The sequence below is a fragment of the Ensifer sp. YR511 genome, from assembly GCF_900103045.1.
GTDB classification, from domain to species: domain Bacteria; phylum Pseudomonadota; class Alphaproteobacteria; order Rhizobiales; family Rhizobiaceae; genus Ensifer; species Ensifer adhaerens.
Genome location: NZ_FNGR01000026.1, coordinates 25791 through 42664, shown reverse-complemented (window position 1 = coordinate 42664; position 16874 = coordinate 25791). Strand labels below are relative to the sequence as shown.

The 16874-nt window shown below is 59.5% G+C and carries 13 protein-coding genes; all 13 read right to left on the bottom strand.

Features of this window, described 5'->3' with window-relative positions; all coding sequences use genetic code 11:
• Window positions 1-81: 81 nt before the first annotated feature.
• Window positions 82-780 carry an alpha/beta fold hydrolase gene (locus BLU15_RS29380; RefSeq protein WP_090300276.1) on the bottom strand — a complete coding sequence of 233 codons (699 nt, stop codon included), beginning with the start codon at window positions 778-780 and terminating at the stop codon, window positions 82-84.
• Between the two features lie 84 nt (window positions 781-864).
• Complete coding sequence (gene pyc, locus BLU15_RS29375) at window positions 865-4323, bottom strand: pyruvate carboxylase (protein ID WP_090300274.1); 3459 nt, start codon at window positions 4321-4323, stop codon at window positions 865-867.
• 25 nt (window positions 4324-4348) lie between these two features.
• Entirely contained in the window at window positions 4349-6010 is a 1662-nt protein-coding gene (locus BLU15_RS29370; RefSeq protein WP_090300272.1) for an electron transfer flavoprotein-ubiquinone oxidoreductase, read from the bottom strand.
• Window positions 6011-6175: 165 nt separating this feature from the next.
• On the bottom strand, window positions 6176-7105 hold the full coding sequence (locus BLU15_RS29365; protein WP_090300270.1) for an electron transfer flavoprotein subunit alpha/FixB family protein: 930 nt from the start codon (window positions 7103-7105) through the stop codon (window positions 6176-6178).
• Between the two features lie 23 nt (window positions 7106-7128).
• The gene (locus BLU15_RS29360; protein WP_090300268.1) at window positions 7129-7878 is read right to left on the bottom strand and encodes an electron transfer flavoprotein subunit beta/FixA family protein; all 750 of its coding nucleotides are present in this window, start codon (window positions 7876-7878) and stop codon (window positions 7129-7131) included.
• A gap of 49 nt (window positions 7879-7927) precedes the next feature.
• Entirely contained in the window at window positions 7928-8716 is a 789-nt protein-coding gene (locus BLU15_RS29355) for an HpcH/HpaI aldolase/citrate lyase family protein (protein WP_090300266.1), read from the bottom strand.
• A complete protein-coding gene (locus BLU15_RS29350; protein WP_090300264.1) occupies window positions 8713-9576 on the bottom strand; it encodes an HTD2 family dehydratase in 864 nt (287 codons plus the stop codon). Before BLU15_RS29350 ends, BLU15_RS29355 begins: the two co-directional genes overlap by 4 nt.
• A complete protein-coding gene (locus BLU15_RS29345) occupies window positions 9573-10724 on the bottom strand; it encodes a CaiB/BaiF CoA transferase family protein (protein ID WP_090300262.1) in 1152 nt (383 codons plus the stop codon). The genes BLU15_RS29350 and BLU15_RS29345 overlap by 4 nt, the downstream gene beginning before the upstream one ends.
• Complete coding sequence (locus BLU15_RS29340) at window positions 10724-11887, bottom strand: acyl-CoA dehydrogenase family protein (protein ID WP_090300260.1); 1164 nt, start codon at window positions 11885-11887, stop codon at window positions 10724-10726. The genes BLU15_RS29345 and BLU15_RS29340 overlap by 1 nt, the downstream gene beginning before the upstream one ends.
• A gap of 63 nt (window positions 11888-11950) precedes the next feature.
• Window positions 11951-13438, bottom strand: a complete 1488-nt coding sequence (locus BLU15_RS29335; protein WP_090300258.1) for an aldehyde dehydrogenase — start codon at window positions 13436-13438, stop codon at window positions 11951-11953.
• 134 nt (window positions 13439-13572) lie between these two features.
• Window positions 13573-14169: a thiamine pyrophosphate-dependent enzyme gene (locus BLU15_RS29330; protein ID WP_090300256.1), complete on the bottom strand. Its 597-nt coding sequence runs from the start codon at window positions 14167-14169 to the stop codon at window positions 13573-13575.
• On the bottom strand, window positions 14157-14699 hold the full coding sequence (locus tag BLU15_RS29325; RefSeq protein WP_090300378.1) for a thiamine pyrophosphate-binding protein: 543 nt from the start codon (window positions 14697-14699) through the stop codon (window positions 14157-14159). The genes BLU15_RS29330 and BLU15_RS29325 overlap by 13 nt, the downstream gene beginning before the upstream one ends.
• 205 nt (window positions 14700-14904) lie before the next feature.
• The gene (locus BLU15_RS29320; protein WP_090300254.1) at window positions 14905-16257 is read right to left on the bottom strand and encodes an MFS family transporter; all 1353 of its coding nucleotides are present in this window, start codon (window positions 16255-16257) and stop codon (window positions 14905-14907) included.
• Window positions 16258-16874 lie beyond the last annotated feature (617 nt).

The window sequence follows — 16874 nt, the reverse complement described above, 5'->3', positions numbered from 1 at the left end:
CCCTAGAGCTATATCTGTGTTGTGGTGGCGGGTAAACCCGGAGCAGGGGTGACCATCGTCAACCCTCGCGATGACCGGCCTTCAAGCCTGCGTAAGCCAGTGTCTTAGAACAGCGCTCGTTTCGTCAGGCTTTTCGATCGCCGGCAGGTGTCCGCATCCCTCGAAGACATGGTAATCTGAACCTGTAATGCCCAAATGGATCTCCATCGCATCTTCCGGCGGCGTCAGGACATCACCATCCCCAACACCAACAAGAGTGGGGATTTGGATTGAGGGCAGCAGTGGGCGCGAGTCTGGACGCCCGAGAATAGCATGTTGCTGTCGCAGGAACGCCGCTCCTCCCACACGAGCAGCCATTGCCTTGAGTTCGCCACCGACCTCCCCGTCTACGTGCGACGCATGGACGAGTTTCGGCAGGAGGCGATCAGTTACGCCTGCAAACCGTCCGATTCCAAGGGAGGCTATTGCGGCCTTTCTTTGCTCGATACGCTTTGGATCATCCTGTGCAGCACTCGTGTCGAACAGAGCGAGACGAGTGACGCGCTCCGAGGCCTGCCGCAGGATCTCGAATGCTACATAACCGCCCATGGACAGAGCTACGAGCACGAATTTTGGCGGCGCTGATGCCAACGCTCGTCGCGCCATGGCTTCGATGCTGCCATCCAGCGTAAGGTCTGCAATCGTTGCATGAACGATGTCATCGAGAGAGGCAATCTGATCCCGCCATAGGCGGTCATCACAAAGCAGACCAGGGAGAAAGAGGACAGGAATTTTCGTCATGCGAGATCCGTCGACAAGGGCCAGGAATAAGCCTGCTTCCTTCCGAAGCCGGCCTGCCTGTTTAACTCATTAAAGTAGATAGGGTTATGGCGCAAAAACGATCAGCAGGTCCTTGGCATCGATCTGGTCGCCGGCGCGCACCAGGACTTCGGCGACCGTGCCATCCTTCTCCGCGTGCAACGCGGTTTCCATCTTCATCGCTTCGATCGACAGCAGCACGTCGCCCGCCTTGACCGCCTGGCCCGCATGAACCGCGACCGTCGAGATCACGCCCGGCATCGGCGCGCCGAGTTGCACAGCGTTGCCGGCCTCGGCCTTGCGGCGGATGGCGCTGGAGGCACCGCGGTTGCGATCGGGAACTTTGATCGGGCGCGGCTGGCCGTTGAGTTCGAAGAACACCTTGACCATGCCCTTCTCGTCGATCTCGCCCTGGGTCTGGTTGAGGATGACGAGCGTCTTGCCCTTTTCGAGGTCGGCGAACAGCTCCTCACCCGGCGCCATGCCGTAGAAATAGGCCGGCGTCGGTAGAACGCTGACGGGACCATAGGTTTCGGCCGCCAGCGCATAGTCGGTGAAGACCTTGGGATACATTAGATAGGAGGCGAACTCGTAGTCATTGATCTCGCGTTCCAGCTTCTCTTCGATCGTCTTGCGCTCAGCATCGAGGTCGGCGGCTTCGAGCAGCGAGCCAGGGCGAACCACATAGGCCTTCTCGCCCTTCAACGCCTTCTTTTGCAGGCCTTCCGGCCAGCCACCCGGGGGCTGACCGAGATCGCCCTTCAGCATCGACACGACCGATTCCGGGAAGGCGATGTCCTTGGCCGGGTTCTCGACGTCGGCAACGGTCAGATCCTGGCTGACCATCATCAGCGCCATGTCGCCGACCACCTTCGAGGACGGCGTCACCTTGACGATGTCGCCGAACATCTGGTTGGCGTCGGCATAGGCCTGCGCCACCTCGTGCCAGCGGGTTTCGAGACCGAGCGAACGGGCCTGTTCCTTGAGGTTGGTAAACTGGCCGCCCGGCATTTCGTGCAGGTAGACTTCGGACGCCGGTCCCTTGAGGTCGCTTTCGAAGGCGGCGTACTGGTGGCGCACCGCTTCCCAGTAGAACGAGATCCGGCGGATCCATTCGGGATCGAGACCCGGATCGCGCTCGGAGCCGCGCAAGGCTTCGACGATCGACCCGAGGCAGGGCTGCGAGGTATTGCCGGAAAGCGAATCCATCGCCGCATCGACGACATCGACGCCAGCATCGACGGCAGCCAGCACGGTTGCAGCGGCAATGCCCGATGTGTCGTGGGTGTGGAAGTGGATCGGCAGATCGGTCGCCTCACGCAGCGCCTTGAACAGCACGCGTGCCGCAGCCGGCTTCAACAGGCCAGCCATGTCCTTGACCGCGATAATGTGCGCACCGGCCTTTTCCAGCTCGGCGGCAAGCGCCGTGTAGTATTTGAGGTCGTATTTCGGCCGCGCGGCGTTGAGGATATCGCCGGTATAGCAGATCGCCGCTTCGCAGATCCTGTTCTCCTCGGCGACCGCCTCCATCGAGACGCGCATGTTGTCGACCCAGTTGAGGCAGTCGAACACGCGGAAGACGTCGATGCCGCCCCTTGCCGCCTGGCGCACGAAGTATTTGACGACGTTGTCGGGGTAGTTCTTGTAGCCAACTCCGTTGGCGCCGCGCAGAAGCATCTGCAGCAAGAGGTTTGGCGCATCCTCGCGGATACGTGCCAGCCGGTCCCACGGATCTTCGGTGAGGAAGCGCATAGAGACGTCGAAGGTCGCCCCGCCCCAGCATTCGAGCGAGAACAGGTTGGGCAGGGCCCGTGCATAGGTGCCGGCAACACGGGCGATGTCGTAGGTGCGCATGCGAGTGGCGAGCAACGACTGGTGACCGTCGCGCATCGTCGTGTCGGTGATCAGCACCTGCGGCTGCTCCCGTACCCATTCGGCAAATTTCTTCGGGCCGAGCTCGTCGAGCTTATGCTTGGTGCCCGGCTTGATGTCGCCGCCGATGAACGGAACGACGGGGGCCGCGATCTCGTCCGACGGACGCGGACGACCCTTGGCTTCCGGATGACCGTTGACGGTAACATCGGCCAAGTAGGTCAGGAGCTTGGTCGCGCGGTCCTGACGGCGCACCTGCTGAAAAAGCTCCGGCGTCGTGTCGATGAAGCGCGTGGTGTAGGTGTTGTCGTGGAATTTCGGGTGGCTGATGATCGCTTCGAGGAAGGTCAGGTTCGTCGCCACGCCGCGGATCCGGAATTCGCGCAGTGCGCGGATCATCCGCTTTATCGCCTCGTCGGGGTTCGGCGCCCAGGCCGTCACCTTTTCCAGAAGCGGATCGTAGTAGCGGGTGATGACCGCGCCCGAATAAGCCGTACCGCCATCGAGGCGAATGCCGAAGCCGGTTGCACCGCGATAGGCGGTGATGCGGCCATAGTCCGGAATGAAGTTCTGCTCCGGATCTTCCGTTGTAATGCGGCACTGCAGCGCGTGGCCGTTGAGGCGGATGTTTTCCTGCGAGGGAACGCCCGATTCCGGCGTGCCGATGGCATAGCCGTCGAGGATGTGGATCTGCGCCTTGACGATATCGATGCCGGTGACGACCTCGGTCACCGTGTGCTCGACCTGGATGCGCGGATTGACCTCGATGAAGTAGAATTTGCCGCTGTCGGCATCCATCAGGTATTCGACGGTACCGGCGCCGATATAGTTCGTTGCCTCGGCAATGCGCTTGGAATAGGTGGCAAGCTCTTCACGCTGGCTGGCGCTGAGGTAAGGCGCCGGCGCACGCTCGACGACTTTCTGGTTGCGCCGCTGGATGGAGCAGTCGCGCTCGAACAAATGCACGACGTTGCCGTGGGTATCGCCGAGAACCTGACTTTCGACGTGGCGGGCACGCTCGACCAGCTTTTCGAGATAAACCTCGTCCTTGCCGAAGGCGGCCTTGGCTTCGCGCTTGGCTTCCGTCACCTCGCGGGCGAGATCCTTGGGGTCGCGGATTGCGCGCATGCCGCGCCCGCCGCCGCCCCAGGAGGCCTTGAGCATGACGGGATAGCCGATCGCCTCGGCCATCTTCGCCACTTCAGCCATGTCTTCGGGAAGCGGTTCCGTTGCCGGCACGACCGGTACGCCGATCGAGATCGCCAGGTTGCGCGCGGCAACCTTGTTGCCGAGCTGGCGCATGGTTTCCGGCTTCGGGCCGATGAAGGTGATGCCGGCCTCGGCGCAGGCCTCGGCGAATTCAGGGCTTTCCGACAGGAGGCCGTAGCCCGGATGGATGCCATCGGCGCCGGAAAGCTTGGCGACGCGGATCACTTCGTCGATCGACAGGTAGCTCTCGATCGGGCCGAGGTCTCGCGACAGATGCGGGCCGCGGCCGACCTGATAACTTTCGTCCGCCTTGAAGCGGTGCAGCGCCAGCTTGTCCTCTTCAGCCCATATCGCGACCGTTTTCAGACCTAGTTCATTGGCCGCGCGAAACACGCGGATTGCAATTTCGGAACGGTTGGCACACAGAATTTTGGAGATAGCCACGGGCTCACCCTCGATAAGACGGAACCTACATGTTGGGATAGACGGGCCCTTCGCCACCCTGGGGCGGCACCCAGTTGATGTTCTGGTTCGGGTCCTTGATGTCGCAGGTCTTGCAGTGCACGCAGTTCTGCGCGTTGATGACGAAGACAGGCTTGCCGTCCTTCTCCACCCACTCATAGACCCCGGCGGGACAGTAGCGCGTCGACGGGCCGGCAAAAACGTCGAGTTCCGACGTCTTCTGCAGCTCCGGGTTCTTCACCTGCAGGTGGATCGGCTGGTCTTCCTCGTGGTTGGTGTTCGACAGGAACACCGAGGACAGGCGGTCGAAGGTCAGGACGCCATCGGGCTTCGGGTAATCGATCTTCTTGTGTTGAGCTGCCGGCTCCAGGCTCTGCGCATCGGTCTTGCCGTGCTTCAGCGTGCCAAACAGCGACAAACCGAACAGCTGGTTGGTCCACATGTCCAAGCCGCCGAGTGCCACGCCGATCGCCGTGCCGAACTTCGACCACAGCGGCTTGACGTTCCTGACCCGCTTCAGGTCCTTGCCGATGTCTGTCTGGCGCCATTCGTTCTCGATCTCGACCGGCTCGTCGTTGGCCCGGCCCGAGGCGATCGCTTCGGCCAGCTTGTCGGCCGCCAGCATGCCCGACAGCACCGCATTGTGGCTGCCCTTGATGCGCGGCACGTTGACGAGGCCGGCCGAACAGCCGATCAGCGCGCCACCGGGGAACGACAGCTTTGGCACCGACTGGTAGCCGCCCTCGGTGATCGCCCGGGCGCCATAGGACAGCCGCTTGCCGCCCTCGAACGTGCCGCGAATGGCCGGATGGGTCTTGAACCGCTGGAACTCCTCGAACGGGAAGAGATAGGGGTTCTTGTAGTTGAGGTGCACGACGAAGCCGACGGCGACCATGTTGTCTTCGAGATGGTAGAGGAACGAACCGCCGCCGGTCTTCATGCCGAGCGGCCAGCCGAACGAGTGCTGCACGAGGCCGGGCTTGTGGTTCTCGGGCTTGACCTGCCAGAGTTCCTTCAGGCCGATGCCGAATTTTTGGACGTCGCGGTCCTTCGAGAGATCGAATTTTGAAATCAGCTGCTTGGCGAGCGAGCCGCGCACGCCTTCGCCGATCAGGGTGTACTTGCCGAGCAGTTCCATGCCGCGGGCGAAATTCGGTCCCGGCTCGCCATTGCGCTCGATGCCCATGTCGCCGGTGGCAACACCGATGACGGCACCTTCGTCGTTATAGAGCACTTCGGTTGCGGCAAAGCCCGGATAGATCTCGACGCCGAGCGCTTCGGCATGGCCGGCAAGCCAGCGACAGACATTGCCGAGCGAGACGATGTAGTTGCCGTGATTGTTCATCAACGGCGGCATGGCGAAGTTCGGCAGGCGGATCGAGCCCGCGGGACCGAGCAGCAGGAACTGGTCGTCCTTGACTTCTGTCTTGAACGGATGATCCGCCTCTTCGCGCCAACCCGACAGCAGCCGGTCGATGCCGATCGGATCGACGACGGCGCCCGACAGGATATGCGCGCCGACTTCGGTGCCCTTTTCCAGAACCACGACCGAGAGCTCGGGATTGATCTGCTTCAACCGGATCGCGGCTGAAAGACCCGCAGGCCCCGCGCCGACGATCACCACGTCGAACTGCATGCTGTCCCGCTCGGGTACTTCTTGCTTAGCCATTCACCCTTGTCTTTCCACACAAGTTGGCGCTCGGGTCAGGCAAATCGTGCCGCCTGCCCATCTCAGGTCATCGTTAACATCTGAGCAGGCAGCGCATTGACGCTGCCTGCTTGACATTCCAAGCAGCGAACTTGCAGGGACGTCTGCTTGGAAACTTTGCCTTGATCATGAGACCTGCTCCAGTTCCGGTAGGGCTTCGAACAGGTCGGCGACGAGGCCGTAGTCGGCAACCTGGAAGATCGGTGCCTCCTCGTCTTTGTTGATGGCGACGATGACCTTACTGTCCTTCATGCCGGCCAGGTGCTGGATCGCACCGGAGATGCCGCAGGCAATGTAGAGATCGGGGGCCACCACCTTGCCGGTCTGGCCGACCTGCCAGTCGTTCGGCGCATAACCGGCGTCGACCGCCGCACGGCTTGCACCGACGGCAGCGCCGAGCTTGTCGGCAACCGGCAGGATCACTTCCTTGAATTTCTCCGCCGAGCCGAGCGCACGGCCACCCGAGATGATGATCTTGGCCGAGGTCAGCTCCGGACGATCCGACGACGACAGTGCGTCGGCAACGAAGCTCGAAAGACCCGGGTTGGCGGCAGCCGCGATCGTCTCGACCGAAGCCGAACCACCTTCTAAGGCCGACGCGAACGAGGCGGTGCGCACGGTGATCACCTTCTTGGCTTCGCTCGTCTGCACCGTCTGGATGGCGTTGCCGGCATAGATCGGGCGCTTGAAGGTATCGGAGGAGATCACCTCGGTGATTTCGGAAACCTGGACGACGTCGAGAAGGGCGGCAACCCGCGGCAGCACGTTCTTGCCGACCGAGGTGGCGGCTGCAAGGATGGTGTCGTAATTGCCGGCAAGCGACACAATCAGCGCCGCCAGCGGCTCGGCCAGGTTGTTGGCAAGGCTTGCGTCCTCGGCCACCAGCACCTTGGCAACGCCGGAAAGCTTGGCCGCCTGGTCGGCTGCCGCCTTGGCACCCGCACCGGCGACCAGCACATGCACGTCGCCACCAATTTTACTCGCTGCCGTCAGCGCCTTGGCGGTCTGGTCGGAAAGGTGGCTGCCGTCGTGATCAGCCAGAAGCAGAATAGCCATGATAAAATCTCCCTTTCCTGAACTTACAATACGCCGGCTTCGGTCTTGAGCTTTTCGACGAGCTCGGCGACCGACTTGACCTTGATGCCGGCCTTGCGGCCCGACGGCTCCTCGGTCTTCAGCACCTTGAGGCGGGCAGCGGTGTCGACGCCGAAGTCGGCCGGCGACTTCTTGTCGAGCGGCTTCTTCTTCGCCTTCATGATGTTGGGAAGCGAGGCATAACGCGGCTCGTTCAGGCGCAGGTCGGTGGTGACCACGGCCGGAAGTTTGATGTCGATCGTCTGCAGGCCGCCATCGACCTCGCGCGTCACCGTAGCCTTGCCGTCGCCGATCTCGACCTTGGAGGCAAAGGTGCCCTGCGCCCAGCCGAGCAGTGCCGACAGCATCTGGCCGGTCTGGTTGCTGTCGTCATCGATCGCCTGCTTGCCGACGATGATCAGGCCGGGCTGTTCGGCCTCGGCCACACCCTTGACGATCTTGGCAACGGCGAGCGGCTCGACCTGGTCTTCGGTCTCGACCAGGATTGCCCGGTCGGCACCCATGGCGAGTGCGGTGCGCAACGTCTCCTCGGCCTTGGCCGGTCCGACCGACACCACCACGACCTCGTCGGCCTTGCCGGCTTCCTTCAGCCGCAGCGCCTCTTCCACCGAGATTTCGTCGAACGGGTTCATCGACATCTTCACGTTCGCCAGCTCGACACCCGAGCCGTCAGCCTTCAGACGGATCTTGACGTTGTAGTCAACCACCCGCTTAACCGTCACAAGTATTTTCATGGGACCAATCTCGACTTAAACGTGCGGAAGCGCCGCGCGCAGCTCTGCTTCATTCCGCAATGCGACTGAGGATGCTTCTCGCTCGAATTCGAACGGGCTCGTCCACCATTGCACCATCCACCGCAGCCGCGCCTTCTCCACTCGCCACCACCCGTCTCGCCCACTCAATCTCCGATGCCTGCGGCCGGAAGCCCGATCGAATTGCCTCAATCTGACGGGGGTGGATGGCAAGCTTCCCGCCAAATCCAAGATCGAGCGCATAGCGGGCATCCGATGAAATCAATTCAGCGTCATCAATCGATGTCGTCACGCCGTCAACGGGCCCCGGCAGACCGGCAAGCCGCGACGCCAGCACTAGCTCGCTGCGAGCCCAAAGCAGGGCGTCGCGGGTATGCGAGCAGCCCACATCGGCGCAAAAATCGACGGACCCAAAAACGAGCCTCGATACACCGGCGAGAGATGCGATTTGTCGCGCCTGCGACAGCCCTTTCGCGCTTTCGATCAACGCGATTACGGGGACGGAGCTGCTTTGCGCTAGATCTGCAAATGCACCACCAAGCTCGGCCTTCGGGACGATTATCGCAGCGAACTGCGCTCCACGGACCGCTGCAATGTCCATAGCATGCCAAGGCGTATTCTCGCCATTAACACGTACCAGGATAGGTAGATCGGTGAAATCCGTGCGCAGTTGAGCTCGCGCCACGTCTTTTGAACTGCTCGCGACCGCGTCCTCGAGATCGATGATGATTGCATCCGCACCAGATGAGGCGGCCTTTTCAAAGCGCTCGGGGCGATCCCCTGGGACAAAAAGCGGTGCGATGAAATTCTCGAACTTCATTTCCAGATCGCCTCCGCACTCATGGCGATCGGACCATTCTCGCGCGCCGTCCAAAGCTTAAGCTTCCCAGGTTCCTCACTGGCATGAAGGCAAATTCGGTCGTCGTCGAAGAGCGGAGATTGCCCGCGAAAGGTAAACAGCGAAGGCGGCGCGCCTTTCAGTTCCGTGGCAAAATTCAGCAATACGGTCGCTTGAAGAGGACCATGGACGACCAGCCCAGGATAGTGCTCGACCTCGGTCACGTAGCGGCGATCGTAGTGAATTCGGTGCCCGTTGAAGGTCAAAGCCGAGTAGCGAAACAATAGAGGCGGGGCCGCAGACCAGTGGCGCGTATGGGTACCCTGGGGGGCAACGTCGTCGCTTGACGGTGGTTTGGCACTGCCTTGTCCACTATCAGCCTCGCGGTAGACGATGTTCTGCGTCTCTTCCGTTGCAAGCCTGCCGCCAACCTCGAACCTGTGATTGACTGTGACGAAGCACAACGCACCCGAACGCCCCTCTTTCAGCTTGATGTCAGTGATACGCGAGACCCTCTTGACCACATCACCTACGCGAAGCGGCTGATGAAACGCGACCGTGCTTCCAGCCCACATCCGTCTCGGCAGGGGGATCGGCGGCAGAAACCCACCTTTCCTCGGGTGGCCGTCATCACCCAGAGCGCTTGTCAATGCCGCTGGTTGGGCGAGACAATAGTTGATCAAAAGCGGCGCCAGATCGCCCTCGGCCGGTGCCTCGCTAGACAGGTCGAGCGTCGCGTTGAACTTGCGGACAAGATTAGCCGAAACAACATCCGCAGCGACCTCGTCGCGGCCGATCCAGGAGCGAGCTGCATCAAGATCGATTGCCTGTGCCGATGTCATGAGCAAATCTCCGCTGCAGTTCGAGGAGCATCCATTTGGGCGCTACTGCGCTGTCCAAGCGCTGGCACTGTTCCGTACGATCGTTCGGATCCCTTGAAGATGGGCGCTGGCGCCGGATAGGAGACCGGGCCAGCCTCCGAGTTCACGGTGATGCGCCGCAGATGCGGGTGACTGGACAAGGCCGCCATATCGTTGACTGACGCGAAGGCAACATCAGCGCTCGACAGCAAAGCCTTCGCCTCCTCCTCTGTAAGGCCGGCGAACGCATATGCGACGAGGTCGTCGGTTGCCACGCGGTTGGCGACCCGCCCGACATTCTTGGCGAAAAGCGGATCCTTCGCTTTCTCGGGCTGTTTGAGAAACACCGTGCTGAATTTAGCCCACTCACGATCGCTTTGGATCGAAATGAGTATATCCTTGCCATCCATGGTGCTGAAGACGCCGTAGGGTGCAATGGAAGGATGCGCCAAGCCAATGCGCTTGGGCGTTTTACCGGCTTCCTGGTGGAGGAGCGGCACTGTCAGCCAATCAGCCATGACGTCAAACATCGATACACGGATATCCGCCCCCTCTCCGCTCACCGAACGGGCAATAAGAGCCTCCAAGATTGCAGAATATGCTGTGGCGCCTGTCGCAATGTCGACGACCGAAATACCGACGCGCGCGGGAGCCTCCGGCCCCCCCGTGATGGAGGAAAGTCCTGACTCTGCCTGGATCAGCAGATCGTAAGCCTTCCTGTCGGCAAGTGGACCGGTCTCGCCGTAGCCACTAATCGAACAAACGATCAACCGCGGATAGGTTTCGCGCAGTTTTTCAGGACCGAACCCCAGTCGATCCAGCGAACCAGGCTTAAGGTTCTGGACGAGAACATCCCCCTTGGCCAACAGATCAGCAAGCTGTTGCTTTCCCTCCGCAGAGGCGAGATCCACAATCAGCGAATCTTTGCCGCGATTGAGCCAGACGAAGTAACTGCTCTGCCCCGAGCAGACGTCATCATAGCCTCGCGCGAAATCGCCTTCGGGACGCTCGATCTTTGAAACATGTGCGCCGGCATCAGCAAGACGCGCCGTGCAAAAAGGTGCAGCGACAGCCTGTTCAATGGCCACGACCTCGATACCTTCGAGAGGGAGACGTCTGGTCTTTTCCATTAGAACGACCTCGGCAAATCGAGCACGTGTTCAGCGACATAGCTCAGGATTAGGTTCGTTGAGATGGGGGCAACCTGATAAAGACGGGTTTCGCGGAACTTGCGCTCCACATCATATTCACAGGCGAAGCCAAACCCACCATGGAATTGGATGCAGGCATTGGCTGCTTCCCACGACGCCTTCGCCGCAAGATACTTTGCCATGTTGGCCTGGGCGCCGCAGGGCTCCTGAGCATCGTAGAGCCGGCACGCCTCGTAACGCATGAGATTGGCGGCTTCGATTTCGATGTAGCTCTCCGCTATGGGGAACTGGACACCCTGGTTTTGGCCGATCGGCCGGCCGAACACGGTACGCTCCTTCACGTAGTTGGAGACCTTTTCGATGAACCAATATCCATCCCCAATGCACTCCGCGGCAATTAGCGTGCGCTCTGCGTTCAGTCCGGTCAGGATGTACCTGAAGCCCATTCCTTCCTCACCGATAAGGTTCTCGGCTGGAATTTCGAGATTGTCGAAAAAGAGCTCGTTGGTCTCGTGATTGACCATGTTCAGGATAGGCCTGACGGTCATTCCGTTGCCGATCGCGTCCTTGAGATCGACGATGAAGATCGACATTCCCTCTGACTTTTTCTTCACTTGATCGAGCGGAGTGGTGCGCGCCAGGAGGATCATAAGATCAGAGTGCCGAATACGAGAGATCCAGACCTTCTGACCGTTGATGACGTACCGGTCACCCTTCTTTACCGCAGTCGTCTTGATCTTGGTCGTGTCCGTACCCGTCGTCGGCTCCGTTACACCCATCGACTGCAGGCGTAGCTCTCCCGAGGCGATTTTCGGCAGATAGCGTTGGCGTTGCTCTTCAGAGCCATGCCGCACCAGCGTGTTCATATTGTACATCTGGCCATGACAAGCACCGGAGTTGCCACCTGAGCGGTTGATCTCCTCCATGATGACCGAAGCTTCCGTCAAGCCGAGGCCGGAGCCACCATACTCTTCCGGAATGAGCGCTGCCATCCAGCCGGCTTTCGTCAACGCGTCGACAAATTCCTCCGGATAACCGCGCTGCTCGTCAATCCTGCGATGGTATTCGGCTGGAAACTCCGCGCAAAGCGCGCGAATGGCATCTCGGATGTCGTGAAAGTCTTCGCCACGGGTGATCTGCATAGGGTTATCTCCGGGTTTTCTTGGACGCGCCAAGCGGCAAGGCGCTGCGCTGTCTTTTGTGATTCAGCGCAGAATAAATGGGTTTGCGACGCCTTCGGCGAGATTGATCCAAACGGTTTTGGTCTGCAGATATTCGTCGATTGCGGCTTGTCCGCTTTCTCGTCCGATTCCGCTCATTTTATAGCCGCCAAACGGCGCCATGAAGCTGACGGCGCGGTAGGTGTTCACCCAGACGGTGCCGGCGCGGATCTTATCGGCCATGGTGAAGGCACGTCGGATGTTCGACGTCCAGACACCGGACGCGAGGCCATAAATGGTATCGTTGGCGATCTCGATGGCCTCCGCATCATCTTCGAACGGAATGATCGAAAGAATCGGCCCGAACACCTCTTCACGAGCAATACGCATCGTATTCGACACATCACCGAAGATCGTCGGTTCGACGAACCAGCCGTTTCCAAGCCCCGCATCGGACGGCACGCCGCCGCCGAGCAGGCAACGTGCGCCCTCGCCTCTTGCAACGTCCATGTAGTCCAGAATCTTCTGGCGCTGCGCTAGTGTCGTAACGGGGCCGACTTGCGTGGTTTCTTCCATCGGATTGCCCAGACGCGCGCTCTTTGCAAAGGCGACGACCTTCTGGCTAACCTCGTCATAGACCGACCTCTGTACCAACAGGCGCGAGCCGGCGATGCAGGTTTGCCCGGATGCAGCAAAGATGCCGGAAATTGCCCCCTTGACCGCGTCGTCGATATTCGCGTCAGCAAAAACGATGTTTGGAGATTTGCCACCGAGTTCGAGTGTAACGTGCTTGATATGCTTTGCAGCTCCCGCATAGACCGCCGCACCGGTCGCGTCGCCGCCGGTGAAAGCGACTTTTGCGACCATCGGGTGCTCAACCAGCGTAGAACCGACCTCGTGACCGTATCCTGTCACAGTGTTGACCACGCCATCGGGAAAGCCCGCTTCCTTGACAAGCTCCATCAGCGCAAGCGTTGAACAAGACGTGAACTCGGAAGGCTTGATGACGATTGTGTTGCCAGCAGCCAACGCCGGCGCGAGTTTCCACGTCAGCAGCAAAAGTGGGGAATTCCACGGCGTGATGGCAACTACCACGCCGAGAGGCTCGCGTCTGGTATAGGTGAAGAGATCGGGCTTGTCGATCGGCAGCACACCGCCTTCGATCTTGTCGGCAAGACCGCCGAAATAATAGAACCATTCGGGAATGTAACGGAGCTGGCCGTGCATCTCGGCAAAAAGCTTGCCGTTGTCACGGGTCTCGATCGAAGCGAGCTTTTCCGCATCCCGCGCGATCAAGTCGCCCAATTTGCGCATGAGCTTGCCACGGTTTGTGGCGGACATCGTCGACCAGGGTCCCCTGGTGAACGCTTTGTGAGCGGCCTCGATGGCAGCTACGGCGTCGTCCGAATTGCAGTGGGGTATTTCGGCCCATTCTTCCCCAGTGAAAGGATTAATCGACGCAAGCCAACGACCTGTTCCGCTTTCGGTTGCCTGCCCATTGATTGTGTTTTTGAAACGAACGAGTTCGGCCATCTTTCAGTTCCCACTCTTGGATCGCGGCGCCCCCCCGTTTGTGCTGACGGCGGAACCGACGCCCGATCTCTTAAAATCTCAGGGTCTGGGGTGAAGGCGCGACCGGGGGCCCGTTCGCACCTCCAATCGCCGATTCAAATTGGCTGGAAGCCGAGAGCAGAACGGAATCGGTTCTTGATGTAGGAACCATCACGGGGCGGTAGAACGCGAGGTAGGTTCTCGGCCTTGATCTTGATCGTGGCGAGCTTCAGTCCGTCACGTGCGTAAACGCGCTTGTGAAGGTCTTTTACCCCTTCCATGTCGCGAATTTCCTTCGTCCAGGAAAAGCCGCAGGCCTCTGCGACCTTATCGAGATTGATGCCGCGGCCCGCATGGCTGACCTGCATGCCTGTTTCGCCGAAGTGACCGTTGTCCAGTACGGCAATCGTCAGGTTTGCAGGCCGACGAAGCGCGATCGTTGCCAACGCACCGAAACCCATCAGGGCCTCACCGTCGCCGGTGACCACAAGAACGTTTTTATCTGGCTGGGCACTGGCAATTCCAAGCCCGACCATTGCAGCGCTACCCATTGCAGCCCAGAGATAATAGTTGTTGTCATGATCTCCGGCGGCCATGACGTCATAGGACGATGATCCAAGACCAGTCACAACAAGCAGATCCTTGCGGTCAGCTAGCAGAGCATTGACGACTTCGCGCCGGTCAAGCGGCCCGCCTGTAGTTACTTCACCCATTTTTTCTCTCCGATCAGACGCTGGCCCAGCAGCAAGGCGCAGGCGGAATCTCCGTTGAATGCCATTGTCGCTGCGCCGTGCAGCAAGGGCTCGACTTCCTCGGGTTTGTCAGCGCGCCAGGTCAGGGTTCCCATGAGCTTGAGAGCCGCCTCGGTTGCCTGACCCATGGGGTTTTGCCAGGCATTGAACTCTGCCCAGTCGCCACGCATGGTCACGACCATGAGCAGAGGGAACTTTGCGCATGCCTGCAGCGCCAGCGTATTGATGCAATTGCCCACGCCGCTTGACTGCATGAGAAGCGCACCCCGTTCACCCCCGAGCCAGGCGCCGGCCAAATAGCCGATGCCTTCTTCTTCAGTGGTCAGCACGACAGACTGTATGCCATTGTCGGCTTCCGACAGACGAATTGCAGTCGAGTGGCCGGCATCAGGGACGTAAACTACGTGCTTGACATCGTGCTGCTTGAGGACACGAAAGACATCCTCCTGCCAGTTAACTTCAGTCTTTTCATCCGGCGTTGCCGTGCTCATTTTGATCTCCGGGACCATTGGAAGTTACAGATTTGAATACCGCTCGATCTCAGTGAAATCGAATAGCCATTTTGACAAAGAGATATTGAATATTGGAATACCTCGGAAGGTTCCTCCAGCCGTGCACTTTCTCTCATAGCCCATAACCATTTGATTCATTTTATAAAAATATCATCGCGGTTCGCGATCGACCGTTCCTCGTCGGCTAGCGGACGCGCAAGCCGACGTTTCGCTCGATAGCTCCGTCACCGTCGAGGTAGCCGTGCTTCCTAAGATCGGGCATCAGGATCGCAGCGATGAATGCGAGTGCGGCAAGACCAGCAACGTAATAGAAAAACAGTTGCTCTAGATTTGCTGAACGCAGCCATAGCGCAGCGTACTCGGCTGTCCCCCCGAACGAAGCGTTTGCAATCGCATAGGGCAATCCGACGCCCAAAGCGCGAACGGCGGGTGGAAACATGTCCGCCTTAACCAGGCCGGAAATCGGCGTATAGAAAGAGGCGATTGCAAGACCTGATACAACGAGCCCAAAAGCCGCGAGTGGACTGCTAACTGTTTGCAAGGCGTAAAGGATCGGGACAACCAGGACTGTCGCCAGACCTGCAAACAGCAGCATATGGTTCTTTACGCCTAACCGATCTGCCACCAAACCGAACAATGGCTGAAACAGCATGAAGCAGACGAGCGCGGCGGTCATGATGAAACTGACCACCTCAGGCTTCATGCCTGCCGACACGACCAGGAATTTCTGCATGTAAGTGGTGAAGGTGTAGAAATAGAGCGAGCCACCGGCCGTAAACGCCATGACAAGGAAGACCGCGCGTTTGTGAGCGAGCAAACCTTTTATGGAGCCGGCCTCCTTGCGGTGCATATCAGCCTTGCTTGCCGTTTCCGTCATCGCACGCCGCAAGTAGACGACTACGATCGCGCTGAGCGCACCGATGAAGAACGGAATGCGCCACCCCCACGACTTCAGGTCCTCGGGAGAAAGTGTGTATTGCAACGCCGTCACCGTTAGCAACGCGAGGAGCTGCCCAGAGATAATGGTGAAGTATTGGAACGAGCCGAAGAAGCCTCGCCGGCCAGCCGTTGCCACTTCACTGATGTAAGTGGCACCGGTTCCATACTCCGCTCCAACCGACAGGCCCTGCAACAAGCGTGCGGTGACGAGAAGGGCAGGTGCGAGCGCACCGATCTTATCGTATGTCGGCAACAGGGCGATAAGCAAGGAACCGCCGCTCATCATGAGGACGGAAATGATCATGGAGACTTTTCGTCCCCGGGTATCGGCGATCCAGCCGAACAACCAACCACCCAGTGGTCGCATGAAAAATCCAACCGCAAACACGCCTGCAGTGGCCAGGAGCTGGCTTGTCTGGCTGCCACTTGGGAAGAATGCATGCGCGAAATATATTGCGGTGTAAGCGTAGACGAAAAAATCGAACCACTCGACCAAGTTACCAGCACAAGCGCCGATCAGTCCACGAATTCGCGATCTGTCCGCTGGAATAGAGTGCGGATGTTCGCCGGCAGGCGCTGCTGTTTGAAACCTAGCCATGTTTGTTCCTCCCTGGCACTCAAAAGTCGCAATCCTGCGGGGCTCCTCCCACGCAAGCGCGCCTTCGTGCTTCCGCCCAAACCAAGGGCGGAACCAAAAAATCCAAAGTCTGTTGACGGCTCAAAGCTGAGTGATCGGCGACGATTGCAATGATGATGAACTTGTTGCCAAAAGCGATCGCTGCGGCAACGCATTCGGCGTGTCTCGTCGAAGTCCTCCTCAGGGCTCTACTAAAGCCCTCTCCTATGTGAAAACTACACAAGAACGCCGTGTTGTTCGAGCGCTGGGACGAACTATCAGCTATGCCCAGAATTTATAGGTGCCGATCTTAAGCGGGATGCTCGCTTCCGCGACAGCGTCTTCCGCAAGACAAACGCACGCGCTAAAGGACGGTTATTTTTCAATCCCGGCTGGGCGTTACAGTCGATTAGGCGTCCAACGTCTTGACGATCCTTCCGTCATCTTCTGGTCGTTGCCGAGCGGCATCATCGTTCTGTCCGAGTAGCACGGCGCCTTCACGATGCCGGCTTAGCCGCAGCAGAGCGAGGGCTTGCCGAACAGCCAGGTGTAAGGCGTGCGGCAGGGCTTGTGACGGCGTTGGCGCCGATGAAATGGAA